Source organism: Bradyrhizobium shewense, assembly GCF_900094605.1.
In the GTDB taxonomy this organism is placed as follows: Bacteria; Pseudomonadota; Alphaproteobacteria; order Rhizobiales; family Xanthobacteraceae; genus Bradyrhizobium; species Bradyrhizobium shewense.
Genome location: NZ_FMAI01000002.1, coordinates 433634 through 460502, shown reverse-complemented (window position 1 = coordinate 460502; position 26869 = coordinate 433634). Strand labels below are relative to the sequence as shown.

The window sequence follows — 26869 nt, the reverse complement described above, 5'->3', positions numbered from 1 at the left end:
GGTGCGGACTGGGTGATGTCGACATCGACGCGTCCAAGCGGCGCCGCCGGTGGGCCAAGGCCGGACCTGCTGCGCGGCAAAGCGCGCGTTCCGTAGCCAATCAGATACCCGCGATTTCCGACCGGGTTGAGAGCCGAGCCTCTTGACCTCAGCCCCTTGGTCAGCATACTGGTCTGACCAAGATCAGACCAGTGGGACGGGAATGGAGCTCAAGCGGGCCACCGAAGGCGAAAAAGGGTTCGAGAAGGTGTTCGCTTTCCTGCGCGAACGCCTGCTCGCCGGCTCACTCAAGCCCGGCGACCGCCTCATCTCGGAACGCGAGTTGGCAACTCTCCTCGGCGTCAGCCGGCCGATCGTCCGCGAAGCGCTGCGGGCCCTCACCGTGCTCGGCATCGTCGAGATCCGCGACCGCATCGGCACCGTGGTGACCCGGCCGGACGTGTCGGTGCTGAACGACTTCTTCACCTTCGCGCTCGCCCAGCAGGCGGACATGCTCGACGACGTCATGCAGGCGCGGGTCGCGATCGAATGCCAGGCGATCCGCCTTGCCTGCGAGCGCGCCAACATCGCCGATTTCGAGCGTCTGCAGCGCGCGCTCGCGAAGATCGGCGAGACGATCGACGAAGCCGATGCCGGCGGCATGGCCGACTTCGACTTCCACCGTGCCATCGTCGTCGCCTCGCATTCGGAAACGCTGACGGTCCTGCATGGTTCGTTGGCCGGCCTGTTGACGCATTCGCATCGCAGCCGCCGTGAGCTGGTGCAGGCCTTCCCGTCGATGAAGACCTATCTGATCGACGATCACCGCCGCATCTTCGAGGCCGTGATTGCGCGCGACCCGGAGCGGGCGGACGCGACGCTGCGCAAGCATTTTGCCATTGGCGACGAGTACCGGCGGCGCGCCATCGTCGGCGACATCGACAAGACCAGCGCCTCGGGATGATCGCGGCAGCGCGGTCAACCAAGAAGCCAATCAAGAAACGGACTGATCACATGGGACGGAACGACAAGGGCAATGTCGGCTTCATCGGCATCGGCACGATGGGCCGAGAGATGGTGCGCAACTTGCTAATGGCCGGCCACGCAGTTCGCGTGTTCGATCTCGACGAGGCGGCACTGGCCGACAGCGCCAGGGAAGGCGCGACTCGTGCCAACAGCCCCGCCGATGCCGCGCAAGGCGCCGACATCGTCATCACCATGCTGCCCGACACGCCCCATGTCGAGGCGACCATTTACGGCGAGCACGGCCTACTCAAGTCGCCGCCATCAGGCAAGCTCGTCGTCGACATGAGCACGATTTCGCCGGTCGCCGTCCGCCGCATCCATGCCGACCTGCAAAAGATCGGCGTCGACTTCATTGACGCGCCGGTCTCGGGCGGGCCGGTTGGCGCCAAGAACGCCGCGCTCTCGATCATGGCCGGCGGCGATGCGAGCGCCTTTGCGCAGGCCGAGCCGTTCTTCCGTGCGATGGGCACCACCATCACGCATGTCGGCGCATCCGGCGCCGGCCAGACCGTCAAGCTCTGCAACCAGCTGATCTGCGGCATCAACATCCAGGCGATCTGCGAGGCGCTGGCGCTCGGCCGCGCTTCGGGCCTCGATCTCAATCTGCTGCGCCGGGTGCTGCTCGGTGGCTCCGCCGCCTCCTGGATGCTCGACAAGCTCGGCCCCCAGATGATCGCAGGCGACGACTCCGCCGGCTTCCGGATCGATCTCCAGCTCAAGGACCTGCGCCTGGTCCAGGAGCATGCGCAGGCGCTCAGCGTGCCGCTCCCCGGCACCGCCCTCGTGACCAGCCAGTATGTCGATGCGCGCGCGCATGGCGAAGGAAGCAACGGCAACCAGGCGCTGTTCCGCGTCTACGACCGCATGACCAACCAGACAACCGGCTGAACGGGCGGCGATGAGCCTTCAACTCGACTTTCCCGCAGTGCTGGAGCGTTGGCCGAGCTTTCTCGCCGGCGCCGTCCTCACGCTTGAGCTTGCCGCCTTCGCGACGGTGCTCGGCGCTCTCCTCGGCACGCTCGCGGCGGTCGGGCGCGGGACGCACAACGCGCTGATATCAGGCGCCTGCAAGGTTTATGTCGAGACCATCCGCAACACGCCGCTCTTGGTGCAGATCTTCCTGGTCTATTTCGGCCTAGCCAGTCTGGGGCTGAAATTCTCCGCTTTCACCGTGGCCGTGGCCGCGCTGACGATCAACGTCGGCGCCTACACCGCCGAGATCATGCGCGCCGGCTTCGAGGCGATCCCGCGCGGACAGATCGAGGCGGCCGAGGGCCTGGCGCTGTCGCGCCTCCAGATCTACTGGCACATCATCCTGCTGCCGGCGATCGAGAAGGTCTATCCGGCGCTGACCAGCCAGTTCGTGCTGCTGATGCTGGCCTCTTCGGTCTGCTCGCAAATCTCGGCCGAGGAGCTCACCGCCGTCGCCAACTACATCCAGTCGGATACGTATCGCGCATTCGAGACCTACATCATCGTCGCCGTGCTCTACGTCATCCTGTCGCTGGTGATGCGCGCCGGCTTCTGGGGCCTCGGCCTCGTGCTGTTTCCGCGCCGACGCCGGCTCGGCACGCCATTGTGAGATGATCATGGGCGGACATCTCAACATCAACCATCTGATGTTCCTCGGCCAGGGCGCGCTGTGGACCATTGGCCTGTCGGTGATCGCGCTGATCGGCGGCGGCATCGTCGGTTTCGTGATCGCGCTCGCGCGGATCTCGCCGCTGAAATCGGTGCGGATTGCCAGCGCCGTCTATGTCCAGCTCATCCAGGGCACGCCGCTACTCGTCATCCTGTTCCTCGGTTATTTCGGTCTCGCCGCGATCGGCCTCAAGGTCTCGCCGCTCGCTGCTGCCGGCGCCTCGCTGACGCTGTACGTCGCCGCCTATCTCGGCGAGATCTGGCGCGGCTGCATCCAGTCCGTGCCGAAGCCGCAATGGGAGGCCGCCGAAGGCCTGGCGCTGAGCCGGACCCAGCGCATGCTGAAAGTTATCCTGCCGCAGGCCATTCGCATCGCGACGCCGCCCACCGTCGGCTTCATGGTGCAGATCGTCAAGAACACCTCGCTCGCCTCCGTCGTCGGCTTCGTCGAGCTGATGCGCTCGGGGCAGATCGTCAACAACTCGCTGTTCGAGCCGTTCGCCATCTACGCCATCATCGCCGTCATCTATTTCGCCATGTGCTATCCGCTGTCGCTGTTCAGCCAGAGGCTGGAACGACGGATGGGGCGTGGCAGATCCAACCTCGCGCCGGCCTGACATGCAACAGAACCCCTCCTCCGATTCAATCGTGTCGCTCCGCGACGTGCAAAAGAGCTTTGGCTCGCTCCGGGTCCTCGATGGCGTCAGCTTCGCAGTCGAGCGCGGCGAAGTGCTGGCGCTGATCGGCCGCTCAGGCTCCGGCAAGAGCACGGCGCTGCGCTGCATCGACCGTTTCGAGAAGGTCGACGGCGGCGAGATTGTCGTTTGCGGGCATCGGGTCGACCGTCCCGACGTCGATCTGCGCGCGCTGCGCCAGGACGTCGGCATCGTGTTCCAGAGCTATAATCTGTTTCCACACCTGACGATCGAGCAGAACATCACGCTGGCGCCCTGCGCCGTGAAGGGCCTGGCGAATTCGCAGGCCAAGGACCTCGCGCGGAAAGTGCTGGCGCAGGTCGGGCTCGAAGAGAAGCTGCACGCCTATCCCGAGCAATTGTCGGGCGGCCAGCAGCAGCGCGCCGCGATCGCGCGCTCGCTCGCCATGCAGCCGAAGGTGATGCTGTTCGACGAGGTCACCTCTGCGCTCGACCCCGAACTCACCGCCGAAGTGCTGAAGGTGATCGAGCAGCTGGCGGCGGACGGCATGACCATGGTGATGGTCACGCACGAGATGGGCTTTGCCAAAGGCATCGCCGACCGGATCGTGTTCATGCATCGCGGCAAGGTTCACGAGACCGGCCCCGCCTCGATCCTGACATCGCCGACGACGCCGGAACTCACGCAATTCGTGGGCACCGGAAATCTAAAATCATAACAGGGAGAGGAGAACTAGGGATGACCAACAAGACACTGCTGGGGACCGCCGCCGCGCTGCTCGGCCTCGTCATTTTGTCCGCCACGCCGGCATCGGCCGACCTGCTCGACGACGTGATGAAGGCCAAGAAGATTCGCATTTCAACCGACCTTGCGATTCCGCCCTCGGGCATGATGGATTCCAGCATGAAGCCGACCGGCTCCGACGTCGAGGTGGCTCAGCTGCTCGCCAAGGATTGGGGCCTCGAGCTCGAATTCATCCAGACCACCGGCGCGACCCGCATCCCCAACGTCCTGACCGGCAAGGCCGACATCATCATCTCGACCCTGTCGGTGACGCCCGAGCGCGCCAAGGTCATCGACTTCACCAAGCGGTATGCGACGCTGCAGTCCGACGTCGGTTGTCTCAAGTCGATGAACGTCAAGGACTGGCCCGACCTGAAAGGCAAGTCCATCGGCGTCTCGCGCGGGACCACGCAGGATACCACCCTGTCCAACATGAAGGACAAGGAACTGACGATCGCCCGCTATGACGACGACGCCACGGAAGTCACGGCGGCCGTCTCCGGTCAGGTCGATTGCGTCGGCACGTCGGCCACGATCATCAACCAGATCGGCGTCAAGAATCCCGCCCGCATCTTCGAATCGAAGATTCCGCTCGCAACCTTCGACCTCGCCATCGGCCTGAAGAAGGGCGAGCAGCGCCTGATGGACAAGCTCAACGGCTGGATCACCGAGAACGTCAAGAACGGCAAGCTCAACGCGATCTACAAGAAATTCCACGGGGTCGAGCTGCCGCCCGACATGCGTAGCTGAACGAAAGAGAAGCCGTGACAGCCGCTTTCCGGCTGTCACGGTCAATGCAAAATCAAGAAGGACACCACATGCGTCTCGTCATCGGATCCGACCACGCCGGCTGGCCGCTCAAGCAGACCGTTATCGACCACATCCGCAAGCTCGGCCACGACATCGTCGATGTCGGCTCCCATGACGACAAGCCGGTGGACTTCCCCGACATCGCGCGGGCCGTGGCGCAGAAGGTGACGTCGGGCGAAGCCGCACGCGGCATCATGGTGTGCGGCACCGGCGTCGGCGCCTCGATCGCGGCCAACAAGATGAAGGGCATCCGCGCCGCGGTCTGTCACGACGTTCATTCCGCCCATCAGAGCGTCGAGCACGACGACGTCAACGTCATGTGCATTGGCGCGCAGATCGTCGGCGCCTGGCTGGCCGTGGATCTCGTCTCGTCCTACCTTTCCGCGGAATTCTCGACCGACGAGGATTTTCGCCGCCGGGTCGAGAAACTGCGCGTCATGGACGAGCAAGGCTGACGGCCTCTCCGCCATGATCCTGGTGTTCGGATCGCTCAACATCGACCTCGTCGCGAAGGTCCCGATCATTCCCGGCCCCGGCCGGACGGTGCTCGCGCCGTCCTACCAGACGCATTTCGGCGGCAAGGGCGCCAACCAGGCTGTCGCCGCCGCGCGGATCGCGGGACCGGGACAAGTCCGGATGGCAGGCCGCGTCGGCCGGGACGGGTTTGGCGACAGCGCGATCGAGAACCTCAGGGGCAATGGCGTGGATACCGATCTCGTCGTCAGGGCCGACGAGCCGAGCGGCTGCGCGTTCATCACAGTCGATCAGGCCGGCGAGAATGCGATCACGGTGGCAAGTGGCGCCAACATGACCGCGACCGCCAGGGATCTCCCGGCCAGGCTCTTCGGTCCCGACACGGTTCTGGTGCTTCAGATGGAAATATCCTTTACCCGGGCGCTGGAAGCCGCACGCCGGATGAATTCGGCCTCCGGCACCGTCATCTGGAATCTCGCCCCCGTCCCCGAGCGGATGACCCGCGAGATGGTGATGGAACTTCTCGCCGTGACCGACCATCTCATGGTCAACGAGCACGAGGCGCTGGACGCGGCCGCAGCCATCGGCATCGTCGCATCCGACTACGAAACCGCAGCCGCCGAGCTCGCCATGGCCGGCGACCTCACCTGCATCGTGACCGCTGGTGCGCAAGGCGCGCTGGCCGTGACGGCCGACGGCTCCCGCTTCCGCGCAGCTGCTCCACGCATCACGCCGGTGGACACGACCGGCGCCGGCGACACCTTTGTCGGCGCGTTTGCGGCCATGCTCGGTGAAGGCGCGGCGCTGCCGCGTGCGCTCGAGGTGAGCTGCGAAGCCGCCGCATTGAAATGCCTCAAGGCCGGCGCCCAGACGGGCATGCCGGCGCGTAGCGCAATCGGCTCCCTCGCTTAGGAGGGATCGCCCGGGTTGACGGCCACGGCTAAACTTTCCCGATTCGTGGAGAGCGTTTTGGCCTTCCTCTTCGTCCTCATCGTCGGCCTCGTCGCCGGCACCATCTCAGGCATCGTGGGCACCGGCTCGTCGATCATGCTGATGCCGGTGCTGGTCTATGCCTATGGGCCGAAGGAAGCGGTGCCGATCATGGCGGTGGCCTCCGTGATGGCGAACTTTTCGCGGATCCTGGCCTGGTGGCGAGAGGTCGACTGGCGGGCCTGCGCGGCCTATTCGGTCACGGGCATTCCGGCGGCCGTGCTCGGCGCACGGACGCTGCTGGCGCTGCCCTCGCATGCGGTGGATCTCGCCATCGGCATCTTCCTGATCGCGATGGTGCCGGTGCGGCACTGGCTGGCGCGGCACGACCTCAAGGCCAATCTCTGGCATCTCGCCGTCGGCGGCGCCGTGATCGGCTATCTCACCGGCATCGTGGTCTCGACCGGCCCGCTCAGCGTGCCGCTGTTCCTGTTCTACGGACTCAGCAAGGGCGCCTTCCTCGCCACCGAGGCGGCCTCCTCGCTCGGCCTCTACTTCGCGAAATCCGTGACCTTCGAGCGTTTCGGCGCGCTGACCGGCGATGTCTTCATGAAGGGTCTGATCGCGGGCGCCTCGCTGATGTCGGGCGCCTTCATCGCAAAACGCTTCGTGCTGCACCTGAAGCCGGACGTGTTCCGCCTGCTGATGGACGCGATCATGGTCGCGGCCGGGCTCTCCATGCTATGGAACGCGACGCAATCTCCCTGAGCACGATTGACGCCCCATGGCCAAGAACACGCTTTCCTTCGTCTGCCAGAACTGCGGCGCGGCCTATAACCGCTGGCAGGGCAAGTGCGAGTCCTGCGGCGAGTGGAATACGCTCGCCGAGGAGGACACCAGCGGCAGCGTGCCGGTGTCGATCCGCTCCAAGCGCAAGGGACGGACGTTTGCGCTGGAGAGCCTGTCGGGGAAAACCCAGGATGCTCCTCGCCTCTCCTCTGGGATGACAGAACTCGACCGCGTCACCGGCGGCGGCTTCGTCCGCGGCTCGGTGCTGCTGGTGGGCGGCGACCCCGGCATCGGCAAATCGACGCTGCTCACGCAGGCCACCAGCATGATGGCACGCGCCGGCCACCGCATCGTCTACATCTCCGGCGAAGAGGCGGTCGCGCAGGTGCGGCTGCGCGCCGAACGGCTCGGGCTGTCGGATGCGCCGGTGCAGCTCGCCGCCGAGACCTCGGTCGAGGACATTGTCTCGACGCTGTCCGAGGGCGCGGTCCCGCGGCTGATCGTGATCGATTCGATCCAGACGATGTGGACCGACACGGTGGAATCCGCGCCGGGCACGGTGACCCAGGTGCGCGCCTCGGCGCAGGCGCTGATACGCTTTGCGAAGAAAACCGGTGCGGCCATCATCCTGGTCGGCCATGTCACCAAGGACGGCCAGATCGCCGGCCCCCGCGTGGTCGAGCACATGGTCGACGCCGTGCTGTCGTTCGAGGGCGAAGGCTCGCAGCAGTTCCGCATCCTGCGCGCCGTGAAGAACCGTTTCGGCCCGACCGACGAGATCGGCGTGTTCGAGATGACCGGCCTTGGCCTGCGTGAGGTCACCAACCCCTCGGAGCTGTTCCTGTCCGAGCGTGATCTCGGCACGCCCGGCACCGCAGTGTTCGCGGGCATCGAGGGCACGCGGCCCGTCCTGGTCGAATTGCAGGCACTGGTGGCGCCGACCTCGCTCGGCACCCCGCGACGGGCCGTGGTGGGCTGGGATCAGAGTCGGCTCTCGATGGTGCTGGCGGTGCTGGAGGCCCATTGCGGGGTCAAGCTGTCGGGCCACGACGTCTATCTGAACGTAGCGGGAGGCCTGCGCATCCACGAGCCCGCGGCCGACATGGCCGCCGCGGCCGCGCTGGTGTCCTCCCTGGTTAATGCGCAGTTACCCACCGATGCGGTCTATTTCGGCGAGATTTCACTCTCTGGCGTGATCCGGCCGGTGGCGCAGACCCCGGCCCGGCTCAAGGAGGCGGTCAAGCTGGGCTTCAAGCGCGCCGTGCTGCCCGAATCGGCCCGAGGCGGGGATGCCGGCGGTGACGCCGGACTGTCCCTGAACGCGGTCAACAGCCTGACGACATTGGTCGCAGAGATTGCCGCCAAGGGCTCCCGCCGGGGCGAATCGAACGCGCCGGCAGAGAAAAATGCCACACCGGCAAGATTCCGCCGTGGAGAGGGTTAGGTGGAGGTGACGTCGGAGGCCCCCACCGCTATACAGCCGTCACAAAAGCAGCATGGGATTGCGTGGTTGCGGCCTTGCCGGGAACGCCGTCTGCCCCTCTTTTAGGGCAGCGGCCAAACACCGATTCGCTAGAGCACCTTCGACGTACGAGCGGACCAGACCAGCCGATGCCAGTAACACTCCTCGACCTGATCCTGCTCGGTGTGATGCTGATCTCGGGCCTGCTTGCCATGGTCCGCGGCTTCATGCGCGAAATCCTGTCGATCGCGGCCTGGGGCGCCGCGGCGATCGTGACGCTGTACTCCTTCTCGAAGCTGCTGCCGACCGCCAAGACCTATTTCAACAACGACACCGTCGCGAGCGTGGTCGTCGTCGCCGGCGTATTCGTGGGCACCCTGGTCGTGGTTTCCGTGATCACGGTCCGGATCTCCGACATGATCCTGGATTCCAGGATCGGCGCGCTGGACCGCACCCTCGGCTTCCTGTTTGGCCTGGCTCGCGGGCTTTTGATCGTCGTGGTCGCCTTCCTGTTCTTCACCTGGCTGGTTCCGGACAAGCAGCGCCCGGACTGGGTGACGGGGGCCAAATCCCGCGTCGTGCTCCAGGGAACCGGGGATTGGCTGATGGCCCTCTTGCCTGACGACCCCGAGAACACCATCTTGAAGAGATTCAAGAAAAACAAACCAGATGATGATCAAGCTGAATCCGAGCAGCAGCCTTCGGGCAGTGGCGACGGTTACAGTAAACCTGCTCGTGACAGTTTGAAGAAACTGATCGAGAAACCTGCGGCGCGTTGATTGCCCTTAAAGAGAGGCGCGGACGAGATGCGACACCCTGACCAGGACGCCCAACTTGATCTCGATCCAAACGCCGGTCCAGGCCCGGCCGCGCTAGAGGTTCAGGACGACCTGGAAGGAGATACGCTGCGCGAGGAATGCGGCGTCTTCGGCATCTATGGCCACCCGGACGCCGCCGCCATCACCGCGCTCGGCCTTCACGCCCTTCAGCACCGCGGCCAGGAAGCCGCCGGCATCGTCTCCTACGACGGCAGCCGCTTCCACAGTGAACGCCGCCTCGGGCTCGTCGGCGATACCTTCTCCCGCCGCGAGGTGATTGATCGCCTGCCCGGCAATATGGCCGTCGGCCATGTCCGCTACTCCACCACCGGCGCCACCATCCTGCGCAACGTGCAGCCGCTGTTCGCCGAGCTCAATGCCGGCGGCCTTGCGGTCGCCCATAACGGCAACCTCACCAACGGCCTGACGCTGCGCCGCGAGCTGGTGCGCCACGGCGCTATGATGCAGTCGACCACCGACACCGAGGTGATCCTGCATCTGGTCGCGCGCTCCGGGCGCGCCCGCTTCATCGAGCGCTATATCGACGCGCTGCGCGAGATCGAAGGCGCCTATGCGCTGGTCTCGCTCACCAACAAGAAGCTGGTCGGCGCGCGCGATCCCCGCGGCATCCGCCCGCTGGTCCTCGGCGAGCTCGACGGCTGCCCGATCCTGACCTCGGAGACTTGCGCGCTCGACATCATCGGCGCGCGCTTCATCCGCGACATCGAGCCGGGTGAAGTCATCGTGTTCGACGAGAACGGCCAGGACATCCACAAGCCGTTCCCGCCGATGGCGCCGCGTCCCTGCATCTTCGAATACATCTATTTCGCCCGTCCGGATTCCATTGTGCACGGCCGCTCGGTCTACGAGGTGCGCAAGGCCTTCGGTGCGCAGCTCGCGCGCGAGAGCCACGTGCCGATCGACGTCGTCGTGCCGGTGCCGGATTCCGGCGTGCCCGCCGCGGTCGGCTACAGCCAGCATTCCGGCGTGCCGTTCGAGCTCGGCATCATCCGCAACCACTATGTCGGCCGCACCTTCATCCAGCCGACGCAGGCGATCCGCGAATCCGGCGTACGCATGAAGCATTCGGCCAACCGCGCCGCGATCGAAGGCAAGCGCATCATCCTGATCGACGACTCGCTGGTGCGCGGCACCACCTCGAAGAAGATCGTGCGCATGATGCGCGATGCCGGCGCCAAGGAAGTGCACTTCCGTCTCGCCTCACCGCCGATCCTCTATCCCGATTATTACGGCATCGATCTGCCGGATCGCGGCGGTCTTCTCGCGGCGACGCATTCGCTGGAGGAGATGCGCGAGATCATCGGCGCCGACTCGCTCGCCTTCCTGTCGATTGACGGCATGTACCGTGCCATGGGCGAGCCCGGCCGCGACCCCGCCAATCCGAAATTCTCGGATCATTGCTTTACCGGGGCCTATCCGACCCACCTCACCGACCAGACCCAGACCGAGCAGCAGCCGCGACAGCTGTCTCTGCTGGCGGAGGCGAGCTGACGGCGCAGCCGTCATCCCGGGGCGGTCCGTAAGAACCGAACTGTGGTGCGCAATTGCGCACCTGAGGATCTCGAGATTCCGGGTTCGATGCTTCGCATCGCCCCGGAATGACAGCTGCGGATGGGGGCTTGTCCCGGCCAACCACGCCTGTAAAACCCCGCCATGACAAAACCCCTCGCTGATCGCATCGCTCTCGTCACCGGCGCCTCGCGCGGCATCGGCTATGCCACCGCGATCGCGCTCGCCAAAGCCGGCGCGCATATCGTGGCGGTGGCGCGCACGCAGGGCGGGCTGGAAGAGCTCGACGACGAGATCCGGAAAGTCGGCGGCAGCGCCACGCTGGTACCGCTCAACCTCACCGATTCCGACGGCATCGCGCGGCTCGGCGCCGGCCTGCACGAGCGCTACGGCAAGCTCGACATCCTCGTCGGCAATGCCGGCGTGCTCGGCCCCTCCTCGCCGATTGGCCATATCGAGCTGAAGACCTTCACCGACGTGATGGCCGTCAACGTCTCCGCGAACTTCCAGCTGATCCGCTGCATGGAGCCACTGCTGAAGCAGTCCGATGCCGGCCGCGCCGTGTTCATCACCTCGGGCGCCGCCAACAAGGCGACCGCCTATGTCAGCCCCTACGCGGCGTCCAAGGCCGCACTGGAAACACTGGCCCGCGCATGGGCGCAAGAGACCGCGAACACGAAGCTGCGCGTCAATCTGTTCAACCCCGGCCCGGTCCGCACCCGCATGCGCGCGACCCTGATGCCGGGCGAAGACCCGGCGACGCTCGACACGCCCGAGCAGGTCGCCGAATTCATCGTGCCGATGTGCGCGCCTGACTGGACCGAGACCGGCAAGTTCTACGACTACAAGACCCGCAGCCTGATGAGCTTCCGCTCCCCGGCCTGATTGACTCGACTGCCTTCCCGCGATTGACTGCCCGCGCGCAAGCGGCAGCAAGCCGCACGCCAAGAAAGGGAGGTTGCCATGGCGCCATGGCACGATCGCGCAGGCTCTTCGTCTGCGCTCGCACGTCGCGCTCTCTCCATTCTGATCGCAGCCGTCACGTTCGCGTTTCCGGTTGCGTCGAACGCCGGCGACGTGCCGACTTTTGCGGTCGATGCCTCCTGGCCAAAGCAGCTGCCCAACAAGTGGATCCTCGGCCAGGTCGGCGGCATCACGGTCGACTGGCAGGGCCATATCTGGGTGATCCATCGCCCGCGCTCGCTCACCGACGACGAGAAAGGCGCAAGCCTCAATCCGCCGCGCTCGAAATGCTGCGTGTCGGCGCCGCCCGTGCTCGAATTCGACGTCGACGGCAATCTGCTGCGGTCCTGGGGCGGTCCGGGCCAGGGCTATGAATGGGTCGGCCGCGAGCACGGCATCGAGGTCGACGAGCGCGGCTTCGTCTGGGTCGGCGGCAATGCCGACAACGACAACGCCATCTTGAAGTTCACGCTCGACGGCAAGTTCGTCGACCAGATCGGCAAGTTCGCCCCGAGCCTCGGCAGCAACGACACGACGCAGCTTGGCAAGCCCGCCGAGACCGCGCTCGACAAGGAGGCCAACGAAATTTATGTCGCCGACGGCTATGGCAACCGCCGCGTCATCGTGTTCGATGCGACGACGCTGGCCTACAAGCGGCACTGGGGCGCCTACGGCAACAAGCCCGACGACGCCAAGCAGGCGCCCTACGATCCCAAGGCGCCAGTCTCGCAGCAATTCGGCAACCCGGTCCATTGCGTGAAGCTCGCCAATGACGGCCTCGTCTATGTCTGCGACCGCATCAACAACCGTATCCAGGTGTTCAAGAAGGACGGCAGCTTCGTGAAGGAGTTCTTCTTCGAGAAGAACACGCTCGGCAACGGCGCGGTGTGGGACATTGCGATCTGGCCCGATCCGAAGCAAACCTATTTGCTCAGCGCCGACGGCGAGAACAACGAGATCCGGGTCATCAAGCGCGAGGACGGCAGCGTGGTCGGCAGCTTCGGGCACAACGGCCGCAACGCCGGTCAATTCCACTGGGTGCATGCCATGGCGATCGACGCGAGGGGTAACGTCTATACCGCCGAGGTCGATACCGGAAAGCGCATCCAGAAATTCAAGCTGACATCGGACGCGCTCAAATAGCGTCTCAACGCATTTTTCCCAAAAGTTAACCGACGGATGACGCTACGACGCAGCGTCATCCGGCTTTAGGCGCATTGCCGCCGGCCCTGGGACAGGCTAGAGCCAATCGGCTGGAACAAGGCTCCGCAAGAGAGCCGTCCGCATATTTGACAATGGAGGAAACCTTTTATGACGACGACGTTCGCGCGCCGCTCCGCGGCCCTTCTGGCCTGTGCCGCCTTCGGTTTTTCAACATCCGCCTACGCGCAGGACAAGACCGTCAAGATCGGCGTGCTCAACGACATGTCGAGCCTCTATGCCGACATCGGCGGCCCCAACTCCGTGGTTGCGATCAAGATGGCGGTCGAGGATTCCGGCCTGCTCAAGAAGGGCTGGAAGATCGACGTCATCAGCGGCGATCACCAGAACAAGCCCGACGTCGGCGTCAACATCGCCCGGCAGTGGATCGACAACGAGAAGGTCGACGCGATCGCCGATACGCCGAACTCCGGTGTCGCGCTGGCGGTCAGCAACCTCGTCAAGGAAAAGAATGCGGTGCTGCTGAATTCCGGCGCCGCCTCCGCCGACCTCACCGGCAAGGCCTGCACGCCGAACACGATCTCCTACACCTATGACACCTACATGCTGGCCAACGGCACCGGCAAGGCGCTGACCAAGGCCGGCGGCGACAGCTGGTTCTTCCTGACTGCGGATTATGCCTTCGGCCACGCGCTCGAACGCGACACCACGGCGGTCGTGACCGCGAACGGCGGCAAGGTGCTCGGCAGCGTCAAGCATCCGATCAATACCGCGGACTTCTCATCCTTCCTGTTGCAGGCGCAATCCTCCAAGTCCAAGGTGGTGGGCCTTGCCAATGCCGGCGGCGACACCACGAACTCGATCAAGCAGGCGGCCGAATTCGGCATCGTCTCCGCCGGCCAGAAGCTCGCGGCCCTGCTGTTGTTCATCAACGACGTGCATTCGCTGGGCCTGAAGACCGCCCAGGGCCTGACCTTCACCGAATCGTTCTACTGGGACCTGAACGACAAGACCCGCGAATGGTCCAAGCGCTTCTCGGCCCTCGCCAGCAAGAACGCGATGCCGTCGATGACGCAGGCGGGCAATTACGCGATGGTGCTGCACTATCTGAAGGCGATGGACGCGCTCGGCGGCAATCCGCATGACGGCGCCAAGGTCGTCGCCAAGATGAAGGAGCTGCCGACCGACGATCCGCTGTTCGGCAACGGCCCGCTGCGCCAGGACGGCCGCCGCCTCATCCCGGCCTACCTGTTCGAGGTGAAGAAGCCCGAGGAGTCGAAGGGGCCGTGGGACTATTACAAGCAGATCGCCACGATCGCGGCAGAAGACGCAGCCAAGCCGCTCAAGGACAGCGATTGTCCGCTGGTGAAAAAGTAAGCGCGTAGCGGTCATCCCGGGGCGATGCGAAGCATCGAACCCGGGATCTCGCGCGGCATTCTCCACTGCCGAAGGGTGGGCAAAGCGACTTGTCCGACGTAGCTCGAAGAGCGAAGGCGGAAGCGTGCCCACGACTTCTTGCTGTCATGAACAGATGGTGGGCACGGCGCTGCGCGCCTTTGCCCACCCTACGAGACCGTCTTGGTTGCTACGAGACCGTCTTCACCCCACCCAGCGTCCGCACCGCGATCGCTACGCAGACCACCATCAGCGCGGCCGCGAGCAGGAACGGTGCGCCGGGCAGATGCAGCGGCGCGCCGGCGCTGATGAAATAGGAAAAGGTCAGCGTGAACAGGAACGGACCGACGAGCTGCGACACGCTCTGCACGCTCGCGGTCGCGCCCTGGAGCTGGCCCTGCTGATCGGCTGAGACCAGCCGCGTCATCAACGCTTGCGAGGCGGCACCCGAGATGCCCCACAGCGCCAGAATGGGAATCCCGAGCCAGGACAGCGGCCCGGTCGGCGCAGCGCCCAGGACCACGAAGCCGAGCGCGCCACAACACAGGCCCAGCAACAGCGCGTTCCGCTCGCCGAGCACGCGCACGATCGGGCCGATCGCAAGCCCCTGCACCACCATGGCGCAGATGCCGACCATCGCCAGCGTCAATCCCACGGTCTTGGAATCCCAGCCGTAGCGATAGGTCGCATAGAGCACGAAGGTCGAGGGCAACACGACATGCGCGACCTGCGCGATGAAATTGACGACGGACAACGCAGCGAGCACTGCATTGGAGCGCAACAGGCGGAGCGCACCGACCGGACTGGCGCTCCGCCAGCGGAACGGCGCGCGCCTGTCGGGCGCGAGCGATTCCGGCAGGACGAACAGACCGTAAAGCGCATTGGCGAAGCTGAGGGCCGCCGACGCCCAGAACGGCAGGCGCGGATCGATATCGCCGAGCAGGCCGCCGAGCGCCGGCCCCAGGATGAAGCCGGCGCCGAAGGCCGCGCCAATCCGGCCGAAGACCGCCGCGCGCCGCTCCGGCGGCGTGATGTCGGCGATATAGGCGAAGGCCGTCGAGATACTGGCCGAGGTGATCCCCGAAATCACGCGGCCGACGAACAACCACACCAGGGACGGCGCCAGCGCCATCAGCACGTAGTCGGCCGCGAGCCCGAAATTCGACAGCAGCACCACCGGCCGCCGCCCGAAACGATCCGATAGCGCGCCGAGCAACGGCGAGAACACGAACTGCATCAGCGCCCAGGCCGTGCCGAACAGGCCGAAGATGCGGGCGGCGTGCGCGGTGTCGTTATCGACGAAGCTCTCGATCAGCTTCGGCAGGATCGGCATGATGACGCCGAGCGCGAGCATGTCCAACAGGATGGTGACGAAGATGAAGGCGACCGCGCCGCGCCTCGCGGGCACGGCGCCTTGCGCCGCCACCTCGCCGGCGCCGTCACTCACGACGGCCGCTTGCGCTTGTGCGCGAAGGGATTGGCCTTCTCGCGCAAGGTGATGCGCACCGGCGTGCCCGGCAGTTCGAAAGTCTCGCGCATGGAATTGATGAGGTAGCGCAAATAAGACTGCGGCACCGCATCAGCGCGCGAGCAGAACAGCACGAAGCTCGGCGGGCGCGCCTTGGTCTGCGTAATGTAATTGAGCTTGAGCCGGCGGCCGGACACGGCCGGCGGCGGATTGGCCTGAACCGCCTGCTCGAACCAGCGGTTCAATGCCGAAGTTGACACGCGCCGGTTCCAAAGCGCGTAGGCGTCCTGGATCGCCTGCATCAGCCGATCGATGCCCTCGCCCATCAGGCCCGAGACCGCGACGATCGGCACGCCCTTGATCTGCGGCAGCAAATGGTCGGCATCGCGACGCAGACCCGAGATCGCACCGCCCCCCTTGCTCTCCATCAGGTCCCATTTGTTGACGGCGAGCACCACCGCGCGGCCCTCGCGCTCGATCAGATCGGCGATGCGCAAATCCTGCTCCTCGAAGCGGTTCTGCGAATCCATCATCATCACGACGACTTCGGCAAAACGGACCGCGCGCAGGGCGTCGGCGACCGAGAGCTTTTCCAGCTTCTCCTCGATGCGGGAGCGCCGGCGGAGACCTGCTGTGTCGAACACGCGAAACTCGCGGCCCTTCCAGTTGATCTCGACCGCGATGGAATCGCGCGTGGTACCGGCCTCCGGGCTCGTCAGCAGGCGTTCCTCGCCGAGCAGATGGTTGATCAGCGTCGACTTGCCGGCATTGGGCCGGCCGACGATGGCGACCCGGATCGGGCGCGTCGCGGCCTCTTCCTCGGTGAGCGGCTCGTCGTCCTCGGTCTCGTCGTCGTCGACGGGCTCCGGCATCAGCTTGGCGAGCTCATCGTAGAGCTCGCCCATGCCCTCGCCATGCTCGGCCGAGATCTGGATGGGATCGCCGAGGCCGAGCGCAAAGGATTCCATCGCGCCGGCATCGCCGTGCTTGCCCTCGCTCTTGTTGGCGACCAGCAGCACGGGCTTGTTGGCCTTGCGGGCGAAATCGGCGAAGGCGCGGTCGGTGGGCGTGAGGCCGACGCGGGCATCGATGACGAAGAACAGCGCGTCGGCCTGCGCGATCGCGGTCTCGGTCTGCTCCTGCATGCGCGCGGTCAGCGAACCCTTGGCGCCCTCGTCGAGGCCGGCAGTGTCGATGATGGTGAATTCGAGATCGCCGAGTCTCGCCTCACCCTCTCGGCGGTCGCGGGTGACGCCCGGCAGGTCGTCGACGAGCGCGAGCTTCTGTCCGACCAGGCGGTTGAACAGCGTCGATTTGCCGACATTGGGCCGGCCGATGATGGCGATCGTGAAGGACATCGGTCATTCGTGCGCTGCCGGGGCTGCGCCTGTCAATCAAAGGAAAAAATTAGCGCGAAAAGCTGCCGCTCGGCAGCGGCGCCGGGAAGCCGCCCTGCGTCTGCTGCTGCGTGGTCTGGGTTGGTTGCGCCTGCTGGACCGGCTGATCCGGCGGCGGCGCAGTGGTGCGCTTGCGGACGATCTTGTGCTTGGGCGGCGGAGCGGCTGTGGCCGGCGCCGCCTCCGGCTGGGCCTCGCCGTCGACTTCGCCAGCGGGCGCTTCAGTCGGCGCTGCGGCTGCGGCGGCCGGCTGCCTGGTGTGCTTCGCCTTGGCACCCTTCGCCGGCTTGGCCTCGGGCGGCGGCTCGGCGGGCAGAGCCGCGACGGCAGGCGCGTTCGGATCGGGCTGCTGCTGAGCGCCCTTGTACATATCCTTCGGGACGCCCTGCTCAAGGCCCGGCACGCCCTCCGGGAAGACCGGCTTGCGGTCGCCCGGCAGCTTCTTCTTGGTGTCGAGGAAGTCGAGCATGTCGCTTGGATCGAAGCTGGAGCAGCCGCCCAGGACGCCCGTGAAGGCGATCAGGACGGCGGCTGCGATCAAGCGTGGCGTGCGGCGCATATCGTGTCTCGTCTAGGTCAGGGAGCCGTCGTCAGCTCTTCTTGCTCAGCTCTTTTTTGCTCAGCTCTTGGCGACGGGCGGCAGCAGGGCCTGGAGCGCCTCGGCGCGCGAGCGCAGGCCGGGCGGCGTTTCGCCGTCTTCGCCGATCGCGTCGAGCCATTTGCGGGCCGCGGTCATGTCGTTGTTGCGCCAAGCCGACAGCGCCAGCATCTCGCGGGCGGTGTGGCGGAAGGTCGATTTGGGCGCGGCGGAAGACTCCAGCCGCTGCTGCATGTCGGCATAGCTGGCGCTGTCGAGCAGCAGACCGGCGGCGCGGATCTTGGCTAGATCCTGCCATTCACCACCGACGCTGCGGTCGGCAGCGATGTCGTCATACATCTTGGCTGCAGCCTTGGCGTCGCGGGGCGCCGCCTCGGCTGCGGCGCGCAGCCGCGCCAGGGTGCGATAACCCGAGGGCGCCTTGGCGGCGAGCTCGGTGAAGGCGGCCTCGGCCTCGGCATGCTTGTCCTGGTCGGACAGCTCGGCGGCCTTCTCGAAGGCGGCGCCGGCCTCGGCGGCCTTCTTGGACTCCAGATATTGATAACCGCGCCAGCCACCGACGCCGGCAACGACCAGCACCATCAGGGCGATGAAGTAGATCGAATATCTATCCCACAGCTTCTTAAGCTGTTCGCGACGTACTTCCTCGTCGACTTCGTTAAATAATTCAGACACTTATGCTAATCCCATGCCCGTCCGGGTACGCGCGCCGAAGCGTTCGCGTCAGGAATCCCGTCCCCCACGTGGCGGCGAGGTACCCTAACGATATGGCGGTGGCAAGGCAAAGCGAGCCCAATCAAGGCGTTAACCACCCGGGACAGCCCGGATTGCGCCTGCCCGGCTCAAGCGCCCAGGAGCTCCCTGAGCTGCCGCTTCAGCACCTTGCCGTTGGCGTTGCGCGGCAGCGGGTCTGGTGTGATCGCCATGGTCTCGGGAACCTTGTAGTCGGACAAGCGCTCGGCGCACCAGACGCGCAAGGCCTCGCCGGCGACCGGCGCACGCGTCACCACCACGGCGTGGACGCGCTCGCCCAGCACCGGGCAGGCCTTGGCGATGATCGCGCTCTCGATCACCGCGGGATGGCCGGCCAGCACGGATTCGACCTCGGCCGAATAGATCTTCAGGCCGCCGCGATTGATCATGTCCTTCTGCCGGTCGAACACGCGGACGAAGCCTTCCGCATCGACCGAGCCGAGATCGCCGGAGTGCCAGAATCCGCTGGTGAAGCTTTCGGCGGTGGCTTTGGGGTTATTCCAATAGCCCTTGATGACGGAGGCGCTCTGAATCCAGAGCTCGCCGATCTCGCCATGGGGCAGCTCGCGCCCGTCCGGGTCCATCGCAACGATGCGCGCGCCCGGACACGGCAGGCCGACGCTGTCGATATGGCTCTCGGTCAGCTCGCCCGGCATGATCGTCGAGGGCGACGTCGTCTCGGTTGCGCCGTAGCAGTTCATCAGCTTCAGGCCGGGAATTGTCGCCTTGAGCTTCTCGATGGTCGCGACCGGCATCGGCGCCCCGCCAAAGCCGCCGATGCGCCAGCTCGACAGGTCGTAGCTGTCGAAATCAGGCTGCAGCAGGCAGAGATTGTACATCGCCGGCACCATCACCGTGTAGGTGACGCGCTCGCGCGCGGCGAGCTTGAGGTAATCGGCCGCCTTGAACTCGGGCATGATGATCAGCGCGCCACTGCTGCGGATCATCGTCGTGATGTTGGCGACGACGCCCGTGACATGGCCGAGCGGCACCGCCGCGATCGAGCGGTCCGCTTCCGTCAGTTGCAGGCAGGACACGAACACCATCGAGGAATGGACGATGTTGCAATGGGCCAGCATCGCGCCCTTCGGCTTGCCTGTCGTGCCCGAGGTGTAGAGGATCATCGCGGTATCCTCTTCGCTCACCTCGATCGGCGCAGGCGCCGGCGGGTTCTCGGCGAGCGCGGCGAAGCGGGAGCGAGCCGGATCGTCGTCAACGGCGATGCGGTGGATCACATCGGGCACCACCTGCGCATCGGGCAGCCGCTCTGCAAGCCCTGCTTCGTGGATCAGGATCTTGGCGCCGCAATCGGCGAGGACATAAGCGATCTCCGGCTTCTGCTGGCGCGTGCTGAGCAGCACGGTGACCAGCCCCTCATGCGCGGCGGCAAACAGCAGCAGCGGAAATTCGATGCGGTTGCCGAGCAGGATCGCGACGCGGTCGCCGCGCTGCAGGCCGAGCTTGCGGAAGCCCGTGGCGATCCGCGCGGCCTGCTCCACGGCCTGCCGCCAGCTCAGCCGGACATTGCCTGCGATCAGCGCCTCGCCATCGGCATTGCGGGCGCGGGCTTGCGCGATCATCTCCCACACGCTCGCCGGCCGATCCGAAAATGCCGGCACCACGCGGTCGCCGAAGCGCGCCTCGAACCGCATCGGCGGGATCTGAGATTGCGACCAATCCATCGAAGGGCCCTCGGCTTGTTGCTCTTATTGGCTTCCGCGCATGGACATCGGGTTTCGTCTTGTGCTGACCGGCTAGACCCCGATCACGGGAACACCGATCACGACCGGATGGAACGCGAAGGCCAGCGCGACATAGGCGACGACGCCGACGACGACCGCAATCAGATCGTTGCTGACGCCGCCCACCGGGATCGGCGGGCCGCCGGCGTCGGTGCGATGCTTAAGCGAAATGCGGTCATACACCGCCCAGCCCAGGAACGAGCCGAACAGGATGATGGAGCCGAGATCGCCATTGGCCAAAAGATGCGCCGCCGCCCACAGCTTGATACCGGCCAGCATCGGGTGCTTCAGCGTCGCGTAGATGCGGCCGCGCAGGTAAGAGGCGACCACCAGGATGACCGCGGGCAGCATCAGCGCGAGCGTGATGTGCTTCATCGCCTTCGGCGGATACCAGATGTCGATCCAGCCGGAGCTGCGGTAATGGGCAAAGCCCCAGATGATCAACGCGAGGCCTGCGAGCGAGACCACGGCATAGAGGATCTTGTAGGTCCCCTCGCCCAGCGTCGCGATCGCCTGCGCGCGCGCCTCACGTTTGGTGGTGAACACATGGGTCGCAAAAAACAGCGCAAGCCCCAGGATCATGACCAGCAGACCCACGACATCCTCCCCGCAAAGCAGCCCCGCCAATGGCGTATCATCGATTGGCCGCAGGTCGCAACTCTCACCCCTCATGGTGAGGAGCGCGCCCTTGCGCGCGTCTCGAACCATGCAGGCCCGGCTGCGGCAATAGCGGGGGCCTTTCATCCTTCGAGACGCGCGTGAACGCGCTCCTCAGGATGAGGGGATAGAGCTATTTTCCCAGCTCGCGATTGTCGACATAGCGGATCGCGATCGGCCGCCCGGCCAGCGCGCCGCCGAGTCCGCCGGTGAATTTCAGCGGCAGGCAAGCCTTCAGCGATGAATTGATCGCATCCAGATAGGTCGTCCGGGTATCGGCGGGAACGCCAGGGGTTGCGAAGGTCAAGCGCGGCGGGCCGATCAGGCCGCCGGCCCTGTTGAAGCTGAAGCGCACCGACATCTGCATGCCTGCTCGCGGATTGTCCGATGGCGGCGACCAGCAGCTGCGCAGCTCGGCGAAGAGGTCGCCGATCGTGTCGAGATCGTGATCGGGCTTTTGATATTTGGCGCGGTCGGCCTCGGACGGCACAGTCTCGATCGTGAGCTGGAGGTTCTGGCCGTAAGGATAGTCGATCTCGGGAATGCAGGGACCGGGCTCGAGCGGGCTGCAATAGGACGGCGTGCAGGGCTGGCCGTCGAGCACGCTGCAGGGCTCGTGCGCGAACGGGATCGGATTGATCTGGCGGCGCTGCGCGTCGGCGGCAACGGTCGAGATCATTAGCAGGAGAAAAACAAGGATGCCGCGCCACATGGAGTGCACTCGCAAGGCCACGAGTTGAAGGTGGCATTGGCTCGAACAACGTCAAGCCTATCGCCGTTCACGTGCTCGCGTTCAGGGCACACTGTCGTCGCCCGGCTCGATCGGGCGACCCAGTACTCCGTGACGGCGGTTATGGAATCCAGAGGCTGCGGCGTACTGGATTCCCCGCCTTCGCGGGGAATGACAGCGGAGGGCGCCTACAAAGCTGGCGGAGCGCCCACCCTACCCCTTCTTCTTGACGTCCTTGACGTTGGTGAATTCGATGCCCTCGGCGCGTTCTTTTGTGTAGCCGAGATAGAACTCGTTCCGCGCCAGATACACGGGATCGCCGTCGACGTCGTCGGCGATGCTGGAGGTATTGGCGGCGATGAACGTGTCGAGCTTCTTGCGGTCCTCCGAGGAGACCCAGCGCGCGAGCTGGAATTCGCTGACCTCGAACTCGACCGGCAGCGAATACTCCGCCTCCAGCCGCGCCTTCAGCACGTCGAGCTGAAGCGCGCCGACGACACCGACCAGCGCCGGCGCACCGTCGCGCGGCCGGAACACCTGCACCACGCCCTCTTCCGACATCTGCTGAAGCGCTTCCTTCAGCTTCTTCGCCTTCATCGCATCGGTGAGACGGACGCGGCGAACGATTTCCGGCGCGAAGCTCGGCACGCCGACGAAGTTGAAATCCTCGCCGTCGGTCAGCGTGTCGCCGATGCGCAGCGTGCCGTGATTGGGAATGCCGACGACGTCGCCGGCGAAGGCTTCGTCCGCGACCGAGCGGTCCTGCGCGAAGAAGAATTGCGGGCTCGACAGCGGCATGCTCTTGCCGGTGCGAACCAGCTTGGCCTTCATGCCGCGGCTGAGCTTGCCCGAGCAGAGGCGCGCAAAGGCGATGCGGTCGCGGTGGTTCGGATCCATGTTGGCCTGGATCTTGAACACGAAGGCGCTCATGCGCGGATCGGTGGCCTCGACCCTGCGCTGGTCGCTGTCCTGCGCGCGCGGCTCGGGCGCGAACTTGCCGAGACCTTCCAAGAGGTCGCCGACGCCGAAATTGCGCAGCGCGCTGCCGAAATAGACCGGCGTCAAATGGCCCTCGCGGAACGCGTCGAGCTCGAACGGTTTTGACGCTTCGGTGACGAGCTCGAGTTCGTCCTTCACGGCGGAGACGTCGAGATTGGCATTCAGCTTGGCGAGCTCGGCGATCTCGATCTGCTGCGCTGCGCCGGTCTTGGCGCCGCCGCCTTCGAGCAGGCGCACGCCGCCATTGGCGACGTCGTAGGTGCCGAGGAAGTCGCGGCCGCGTCCGACCGGCCAGGTCATCGGCGTGGTGTCGAGCGCCAGCGTCTTCTCGATCTCGTCGAGCAGCTCGAACACGTCGCGGCTCTCGCGGTCCATCTTGTTGATGAAGGTGATGATCGGGATATCCCGAAGACGGCACACCTCGAACAGCTTTCGGGTGCGCGCCTCGATGCCCTTGGCGGCGTCGATCACCATCACGGCGGAATCGACCGCCGTGAGCGTGCGATAGGTGTCCTCCGAAAAGTCCTCGTGGCCCGGCGTGTCCAGCAGGTTGAACACGAGCCCTTCGAACTCGAAGGTCATCACCGAGGTCACGACCGAGATGCCGCGCTCGCGCTCGATCTTCATCCAGTCCGATCGCGTGTTGCGCCGCTCGCCCTTGGCCTTGACCTGGCCGGCGAGGTTGATGGCGCCGCCGAACAGCAGCAGCTTTTCGGTCAGCGTGGTTTTGCCGGCGTCGGGATGGGAGATGATCGCAAACGTGCGCCGCCGCGCCACTTCAGCGGCAAGCGGGGAACGGGCCGGCGATTCGGCTGTGGTGGTGGCGATGTCGGACATGGCGGGAGCGTGTGGCAGGGAAAACGGGCCTGATCAAGCCTCATTTGGTGATTGCGGAGCCTTCCGGCCAGCCCCATATCGGCCTTGGCCATACTGGCCTTGGGGGGAGGACGACCTCCCCGGCCCATCAGCACATCAGCCGCGGGGACGCCCCTGCCTTGAATGGAGGGTCGTCATGGCCTGGAGCATCCTGTTCGTCGCGGGCCTTCTCGAGATCACCTGGGCGATCGGCCTGAAATACACCGAGGGCTTTAGCAGGCTTGTTCCGTCCGTCGTCACGCTCGCGGCCATGGCCGGCAGTGTCGTCCTGCTCGGATTCGCCCTCAAATCCCTACCCGTTGGAACCGCCTATGCGGTCTGGACCGGCATCGGCGCGGTCGGCACCGCAACGCTGGGCATCATCCTGTTCGGCGAGCCGGCCACGGCCCTCCGCCTTGCCAGCATCGGGCTCATCGTCGCCGGCATCATCGGGCTGAAGCTGGTTACTTGACGAAGATCTTGACCGCCCACCAGGTCAGCGCCGCCACGATGGCCGAGGCCGGGATCGTGATGACCCAGGCATAGACGATCGAGCTTGCAACGTTCCAGCGCACCGCCGAGACGCGGCGGGCGGCGCCGACGCCGACGATGGCGCCGGTGATGGTGTGCGTGGTGGAGACGGGAACCCCGAGATAGGTCGCCATGAACAAAGTCACGGCCCCGCCGGTCTCGGCGCAAAAGCCCTGCATCGGGGTCAATTTGGTGATGCGCAGGCCCATGGTGCGGACGATGCGCCAGCCGCCCATCAGGGTGCCCAGCGCCATCGCCGCCTGGCAGGACAGCACCACCCAGAACGGCACCGAGAAGTCGCTGCCCAGATGGCCCTGCGAATAGAGCAGCACCGCGATGATGCCCATGGTCTTCTGCGCGTCGTTGCCGCCATGGCCGAGCGAATAGAGCGAGGCGGAGGCGAATTGCAGGATACGGAAGGCGCGGTCGACCGCGAACGGCGTCGAGCGCACCGAGGCCCAGGACACGATCGCCACCAGCATCATCGCCAGCAGGAAGCCGATCAGCGGCGACAGCACGATCGCCAGCACCGTCTTGGTCAATCCGCTCCACACCGCAGCCGAGATTCCGGCCTTGGCCATGCCGCCGCCGACGAGCCCGCCGATCAGCGCATGCGAGGACGAGGACGGGATGCCGAGCGCCCAGGTCACGAGGTTCCAGACGATGGCGCCGACCAGGGCCGCGAAGATCACCTGGGCGTCGACGATCGAGGGATCGATGATGCCGGTGCCGATGGTCTGGGCGACGTGCAGGCCGAACACCATGAAGGCGACGAAATTGAAGAACGCGGCCCAGAACACCGCGAATTGCGGCCGCAGCACGCGGGTCGAGACGATGGTCGCGATCGAATTGGCGGCATCGTGCAGGCCGTTCAGGAAATCGAACAGCAGCGCGACGGCGATCAAGCCGACCAGGACGGGAAGACCCAACGCGGCATCCACAGCGGCCTGCCCTAAACTTGCTCGATGACGATGCTGTTGATCTCGTTCGCGACGTCGTCGAAGCGATCCGCCACCTTCTCGAGGTGGTCGTAGATCTCGACGCCGACGATGAAGTCCATCGCATTGCCGTCGCGATGCTTGAGGAACAGCTCCTTCAGACCGATGTCGTGGAGATCGTCGACGCGGCCCTCGAGCTTGCCGAGCTCCTCCGTGATCGCGGTCAGCATGGCGACGTTCGGGCCGATCGACTGCATGAGCGGCAGCGCGCGGCCGACCAGATTGGCGCATTCGATCAGAAGCCCGCCGATCTCGCGCATGGACGGCTCGAAGGTGCGGACCTCGAACAGCATCACCGCCTTGGCCGTCTGCTGCATCTGGTCGATGGCGTCATCCATCGACGTGATCAGGTTCTTGATGTCGCCGCGGTCGAACGGGGTAATGAAGGTGCGGCGCACCGCCGTCAGCACCTCTCGGGTGATGTTGTCGGCATCATTCTCGAACTGGTTGACGCGCTGGCAATAGACCGGCGTCTCCTCGCCCCCGTTCAGCATGCCCTGGAGCGCGATGGAGCCCTGGATCACCGTCTGGGCATGCCGGTCGAACAGGTCAAAGAACCGTTCTTCCTTGGGCAGGAAAGCACGAAACCATCGCATCATGGGGGTAGGCTACCGGTTGGAAATGGCCCGGCCCTGTCGGGCCGTCATGAAACTGTCATAGACCATTTTCGATCCGCGCGCGTGTCATCTCACGCCCGCGGAGCCGGATCATCCACCGCTTTCAGACGGCCGGTAAACCGTTTTTGAATCAGCTACTTAGAGCGATCGCCGGAAGTAATGCGCGATTTCGCCGATGACGCCGCGGCGGAAGGTGAGCACGCAGACCACGAAGATCGAGCCCTGGATCACGGTCACCCACTGGCCGAAGCCGGCGAGATATTGCTGCATGGCGATGATCGCGAAGGCACCGACCACGGGGCCGAAGATGGTTCCGAGGCCGCCAACCAGCGTCATCAGCACGACCTCGCCCGACATCGACCAATGCACGTCGGTGAGCGAGGCGTTCTGCGCCACGAACACCTTCAGCGCACCGGCAAAACCGGCCAGCGTTCCCGACAGCACGAAGGCCAGGAATTTGTACTGGTCGGTGCGGTAGCCCAGCGAAATCGCGCGCTGCTCGTTCTCCCGGATCGACTTCAGCACCTCGCCGAACGGCGAGTTGATGATGCGGTAGATCAACAGGAAGCCGGCGAGAAACCCGACCAGCACGACGTAATAGAGCACCGTCGGCTTGGACAGATCGAAGACGCCGAACATGCGTCCCTGCGGGATGCCCTGGATGCCGTCCTCACCGTGGGTGAACGGGGCCTGGAGGTAGATGAAGTACAGCAGCTGCGACAGCGCCAGCGTGATCATCGAGAAATAGATGCCCTGGCGGCGGATCGAGATGTAGCCGGTGATCAGCGAGAGCACGAAAGCCGCGGCGATGCCGACGAGGATGCCGAGTTCGGGCGGCAACGCCCATACTTTCAGCGCGTGCGCGCAGCAATAGCCGGCGGTCCCCAGGAACATGGCGTGGCCGAACGACAACAGGCCGCCATAGCCGATCAGCAGATTGAAGGCGCAGGCGAGCAGCGCAAAGCACAGCGCCTGCATCACGAAGAACGGGTAGACGCCCGTGAATGGCACCGACGCCAGCAGCAGCGCCATCAGCACGAAAGCGATCATCTCGTCGCGCATCGCGCGAGGGGTCACCGGCAGCGTGTCGTCCGTCAGGGTTGTCAT

General features: G+C 65.4%; 27 protein-coding genes. 16 read left to right on the top strand and 11 right to left on the bottom strand.

Annotated features, from left to right (window positions below):
- The first annotated feature begins 202 nt into the window (after nucleotides 1-202).
- The 15 genes from GA0061098_RS06385 (at nucleotide 203) to GA0061098_RS06315 (ending at nucleotide 14399) form a co-directional block, all read left to right on the top strand.
- Nucleotides 203-943, top strand: a complete 741-nt coding sequence (locus tag GA0061098_RS06385; RefSeq protein ID WP_018317590.1) for a FadR/GntR family transcriptional regulator — start codon at nucleotides 203-205, stop codon at nucleotides 941-943.
- Nucleotides 940-1893 (top strand): NAD(P)-dependent oxidoreductase, encoded by a 954-nt coding sequence (locus GA0061098_RS06380; RefSeq protein ID WP_347337520.1) that lies wholly within the window; start codon nucleotides 940-942, stop codon nucleotides 1891-1893. Before GA0061098_RS06385 ends, GA0061098_RS06380 begins: the two co-directional genes overlap by 4 nt.
- Before the next feature lie 10 nt (nucleotides 1894-1903).
- Nucleotides 1904-2587 (top strand): amino acid ABC transporter permease, encoded by a 684-nt coding sequence (locus tag GA0061098_RS06375; protein ID WP_091954871.1) that lies wholly within the window; start codon nucleotides 1904-1906, stop codon nucleotides 2585-2587.
- Between the two features lie 7 nt (nucleotides 2588-2594).
- Entirely contained in the window at nucleotides 2595-3263 is a 669-nt protein-coding gene (locus tag GA0061098_RS06370; protein ID WP_165637182.1) for an amino acid ABC transporter permease, read from the top strand.
- A 1-nt stretch (nucleotide 3264) separates the two neighbouring features.
- A complete protein-coding gene (locus GA0061098_RS06365) occupies nucleotides 3265-4020 on the top strand; it encodes an amino acid ABC transporter ATP-binding protein (RefSeq protein ID WP_028145044.1) in 756 nt (251 codons plus the stop codon).
- A 20-nt stretch (nucleotides 4021-4040) separates the two neighbouring features.
- Nucleotides 4041-4835, top strand: coding sequence for a transporter substrate-binding domain-containing protein (locus GA0061098_RS06360; protein ID WP_091954866.1), 795 nt, complete (start codon nucleotides 4041-4043; stop codon nucleotides 4833-4835).
- A gap of 68 nt (nucleotides 4836-4903) precedes the next feature.
- Nucleotides 4904-5350 carry a ribose 5-phosphate isomerase B gene (gene rpiB, locus GA0061098_RS06355; protein ID WP_018317596.1) on the top strand — a complete coding sequence of 149 codons (447 nt, stop codon included), beginning with the start codon at nucleotides 4904-4906 and terminating at the stop codon, nucleotides 5348-5350.
- A gap of 13 nt (nucleotides 5351-5363) precedes the next feature.
- The gene (locus tag GA0061098_RS06350) at nucleotides 5364-6281 is read left to right on the top strand and encodes a ribokinase (RefSeq protein ID WP_091954863.1); all 918 of its coding nucleotides are present in this window, start codon (nucleotides 5364-5366) and stop codon (nucleotides 6279-6281) included.
- Nucleotides 6282-6338: 57 nt separating this feature from the next.
- On the top strand, nucleotides 6339-7067 hold the full coding sequence (locus tag GA0061098_RS06345) for a sulfite exporter TauE/SafE family protein (RefSeq protein ID WP_091954860.1): 729 nt from the start codon (nucleotides 6339-6341) through the stop codon (nucleotides 7065-7067).
- 16 nt (nucleotides 7068-7083) lie between these two features.
- Nucleotides 7084-8532 (top strand): DNA repair protein RadA, encoded by a 1449-nt coding sequence (radA, locus tag GA0061098_RS06340; protein ID WP_018317598.1) that lies wholly within the window; start codon nucleotides 7084-7086, stop codon nucleotides 8530-8532.
- A 167-nt stretch (nucleotides 8533-8699) separates the two neighbouring features.
- Entirely contained in the window at nucleotides 8700-9329 is a 630-nt protein-coding gene (locus GA0061098_RS06335; protein WP_018317599.1) for a CvpA family protein, read from the top strand.
- A gap of 27 nt (nucleotides 9330-9356) precedes the next feature.
- Nucleotides 9357-10880, top strand: coding sequence for an amidophosphoribosyltransferase (purF, locus tag GA0061098_RS06330; protein ID WP_091954857.1), 1524 nt, complete (start codon nucleotides 9357-9359; stop codon nucleotides 10878-10880).
- A 162-nt stretch (nucleotides 10881-11042) separates the two neighbouring features.
- Complete coding sequence (locus GA0061098_RS06325) at nucleotides 11043-11783, top strand: SDR family NAD(P)-dependent oxidoreductase (protein WP_091954855.1); 741 nt, start codon at nucleotides 11043-11045, stop codon at nucleotides 11781-11783.
- 78 nt (nucleotides 11784-11861) lie between these two features.
- Nucleotides 11862-13004, top strand: coding sequence for an NHL repeat-containing protein (locus GA0061098_RS06320; protein WP_091954853.1), 1143 nt, complete (start codon nucleotides 11862-11864; stop codon nucleotides 13002-13004).
- Between the two features lie 168 nt (nucleotides 13005-13172).
- Nucleotides 13173-14399, top strand: coding sequence for an ABC transporter substrate-binding protein (locus GA0061098_RS06315; protein WP_091954849.1), 1227 nt, complete (start codon nucleotides 13173-13175; stop codon nucleotides 14397-14399).
- 208 nt (nucleotides 14400-14607) lie between these two features.
- Here the strand turns inward: GA0061098_RS06315 and GA0061098_RS06310 are convergent, their stop codons facing one another.
- The 8 genes from GA0061098_RS06310 to GA0061098_RS06275 form a co-directional block, all read right to left on the bottom strand.
- Nucleotides 14608-15864 carry a TCR/Tet family MFS transporter gene (locus GA0061098_RS06310; protein WP_091954846.1) on the bottom strand — a complete coding sequence of 419 codons (1257 nt, stop codon included), beginning with the start codon at nucleotides 15862-15864 and terminating at the stop codon, nucleotides 14608-14610.
- Complete coding sequence (der, locus tag GA0061098_RS06305; RefSeq protein WP_091954843.1) at nucleotides 15861-17243, bottom strand: ribosome biogenesis GTPase Der; 1383 nt, start codon at nucleotides 17241-17243, stop codon at nucleotides 15861-15863. The genes GA0061098_RS06310 and der overlap by 4 nt, the downstream gene beginning before the upstream one ends.
- A gap of 49 nt (nucleotides 17244-17292) precedes the next feature.
- Nucleotides 17293-17841, bottom strand: a complete 549-nt coding sequence (locus GA0061098_RS06300; protein ID WP_091954840.1) for a hypothetical protein — start codon at nucleotides 17839-17841, stop codon at nucleotides 17293-17295.
- 60 nt (nucleotides 17842-17901) lie between these two features.
- Complete coding sequence (locus GA0061098_RS06295) at nucleotides 17902-18555, bottom strand: tetratricopeptide repeat protein (RefSeq protein WP_091954836.1); 654 nt, start codon at nucleotides 18553-18555, stop codon at nucleotides 17902-17904.
- A 167-nt stretch (nucleotides 18556-18722) separates the two neighbouring features.
- The gene (locus tag GA0061098_RS06290) at nucleotides 18723-20315 is read right to left on the bottom strand and encodes a class I adenylate-forming enzyme family protein (protein WP_091954833.1); all 1593 of its coding nucleotides are present in this window, start codon (nucleotides 20313-20315) and stop codon (nucleotides 18723-18725) included.
- A 72-nt stretch (nucleotides 20316-20387) separates the two neighbouring features.
- The gene (locus GA0061098_RS06285) at nucleotides 20388-20972 is read right to left on the bottom strand and encodes an NnrU family protein (RefSeq protein ID WP_091954829.1); all 585 of its coding nucleotides are present in this window, start codon (nucleotides 20970-20972) and stop codon (nucleotides 20388-20390) included.
- Nucleotides 20973-21165: 193 nt separating this feature from the next.
- The gene (locus GA0061098_RS06280; protein WP_091954826.1) at nucleotides 21166-21744 is read right to left on the bottom strand and encodes a hypothetical protein; all 579 of its coding nucleotides are present in this window, start codon (nucleotides 21742-21744) and stop codon (nucleotides 21166-21168) included.
- 231 nt (nucleotides 21745-21975) lie between these two features.
- Complete coding sequence (locus GA0061098_RS06275) at nucleotides 21976-23598, bottom strand: peptide chain release factor 3 (RefSeq protein ID WP_091954823.1); 1623 nt, start codon at nucleotides 23596-23598, stop codon at nucleotides 21976-21978.
- Between the two features lie 175 nt (nucleotides 23599-23773).
- Between GA0061098_RS06275 and sugE the strand changes: the two genes are divergently transcribed.
- Nucleotides 23774-24088 carry a quaternary ammonium compound efflux SMR transporter SugE gene (gene sugE, locus GA0061098_RS06270; RefSeq protein ID WP_091954820.1) on the top strand — a complete coding sequence of 105 codons (315 nt, stop codon included), beginning with the start codon at nucleotides 23774-23776 and terminating at the stop codon, nucleotides 24086-24088.
- On the opposite strand, the gene GA0061098_RS06265 is transcribed toward sugE, so the two are convergent.
- The 3 genes from GA0061098_RS06265 to GA0061098_RS06255 all read right to left on the bottom strand — a co-directional run bounded on the left by GA0061098_RS06265 (nucleotide 24081) and on the right by GA0061098_RS06255 (nucleotide 26869).
- A complete protein-coding gene (locus GA0061098_RS06265; RefSeq protein WP_091954817.1) occupies nucleotides 24081-25088 on the bottom strand; it encodes an inorganic phosphate transporter in 1008 nt (335 codons plus the stop codon). The genes sugE and GA0061098_RS06265 overlap by 8 nt on opposite strands.
- Nucleotides 25089-25099: 11 nt before the next feature.
- Complete coding sequence (locus GA0061098_RS06260) at nucleotides 25100-25744, bottom strand: DUF47 domain-containing protein (RefSeq protein ID WP_091954813.1); 645 nt, start codon at nucleotides 25742-25744, stop codon at nucleotides 25100-25102.
- 156 nt (nucleotides 25745-25900) lie between these two features.
- On the bottom strand, nucleotides 25901-26869 hold the full coding sequence (locus GA0061098_RS06255; RefSeq protein ID WP_091954810.1) for a branched-chain amino acid ABC transporter permease: 969 nt from the start codon (nucleotides 26867-26869) through the stop codon (nucleotides 25901-25903).

What these genes read in the sequence shown, in the direction of transcription:
- GA0061098_RS06385 (WP_018317590.1), top strand. Translation starts at nt 203, where the DNA reads ATGGAGCTCAAGCGGGCCACCGAAGGCGAAAAAGGGTTCGAGAAGGTG.
- GA0061098_RS06380 (WP_347337520.1), top strand. Translation starts at nt 940, where the DNA reads ATGATCGCGGCAGCGCGGTCAACCAAGAAGCCAATCAAGAAACGGACT.
- GA0061098_RS06375 (WP_091954871.1), top strand. Translation starts at nt 1,904, where the DNA reads ATGAGCCTTCAACTCGACTTTCCCGCAGTGCTGGAGCGTTGGCCGAGC.
- GA0061098_RS06370 (WP_165637182.1), top strand. Translation starts at nt 2,595, where the DNA reads ATGGGCGGACATCTCAACATCAACCATCTGATGTTCCTCGGCCAGGGC.
- GA0061098_RS06365 (WP_028145044.1), top strand. Translation starts at nt 3,265, where the DNA reads ATGCAACAGAACCCCTCCTCCGATTCAATCGTGTCGCTCCGCGACGTG.
- GA0061098_RS06360 (WP_091954866.1), top strand. Translation starts at nt 4,041, where the DNA reads ATGACCAACAAGACACTGCTGGGGACCGCCGCCGCGCTGCTCGGCCTC.
- rpiB (WP_018317596.1), top strand. Translation starts at nt 4,904, where the DNA reads ATGCGTCTCGTCATCGGATCCGACCACGCCGGCTGGCCGCTCAAGCAG.
- GA0061098_RS06350 (WP_091954863.1), top strand. Translation starts at nt 5,364, where the DNA reads ATGATCCTGGTGTTCGGATCGCTCAACATCGACCTCGTCGCGAAGGTC.
- radA (WP_018317598.1), top strand. Translation starts at nt 7,084, where the DNA reads ATGGCCAAGAACACGCTTTCCTTCGTCTGCCAGAACTGCGGCGCGGCC.
- GA0061098_RS06335 (WP_018317599.1), top strand. Translation starts at nt 8,700, where the DNA reads ATGCCAGTAACACTCCTCGACCTGATCCTGCTCGGTGTGATGCTGATC.
- purF (WP_091954857.1), top strand. Translation starts at nt 9,357, where the DNA reads ATGCGACACCCTGACCAGGACGCCCAACTTGATCTCGATCCAAACGCC.
- GA0061098_RS06325 (WP_091954855.1), top strand. Translation starts at nt 11,043, where the DNA reads ATGACAAAACCCCTCGCTGATCGCATCGCTCTCGTCACCGGCGCCTCG.
- GA0061098_RS06320 (WP_091954853.1), top strand. Translation starts at nt 11,862, where the DNA reads ATGGCGCCATGGCACGATCGCGCAGGCTCTTCGTCTGCGCTCGCACGT.
- GA0061098_RS06315 (WP_091954849.1), top strand. Translation starts at nt 13,173, where the DNA reads ATGACGACGACGTTCGCGCGCCGCTCCGCGGCCCTTCTGGCCTGTGCC.
- der (WP_091954843.1), bottom strand. Translation starts at nt 17,243, where the DNA reads ATGTCCTTCACGATCGCCATCATCGGCCGGCCCAATGTCGGCAAATCG.
- GA0061098_RS06300 (WP_091954840.1), bottom strand. Translation starts at nt 17,841, where the DNA reads ATGCGCCGCACGCCACGCTTGATCGCAGCCGCCGTCCTGATCGCCTTC.
- GA0061098_RS06290 (WP_091954833.1), bottom strand. Translation starts at nt 20,315, where the DNA reads ATGGATTGGTCGCAATCTCAGATCCCGCCGATGCGGTTCGAGGCGCGC.
- GA0061098_RS06280 (WP_091954826.1), bottom strand. Translation starts at nt 21,744, where the DNA reads ATGTGGCGCGGCATCCTTGTTTTTCTCCTGCTAATGATCTCGACCGTT.
- GA0061098_RS06275 (WP_091954823.1), bottom strand. Translation starts at nt 23,598, where the DNA reads ATGTCCGACATCGCCACCACCACAGCCGAATCGCCGGCCCGTTCCCCG.
- sugE (WP_091954820.1), top strand. Translation starts at nt 23,774, where the DNA reads ATGGCCTGGAGCATCCTGTTCGTCGCGGGCCTTCTCGAGATCACCTGG.
- GA0061098_RS06260 (WP_091954813.1), bottom strand. Translation starts at nt 25,744, where the DNA reads ATGATGCGATGGTTTCGTGCTTTCCTGCCCAAGGAAGAACGGTTCTTT.
- GA0061098_RS06255 (WP_091954810.1), bottom strand. Translation starts at nt 26,869, where the DNA reads ATGACAACCCTGACGGACGACACGCTGCCGGTGACCCCTCGCGCGATG.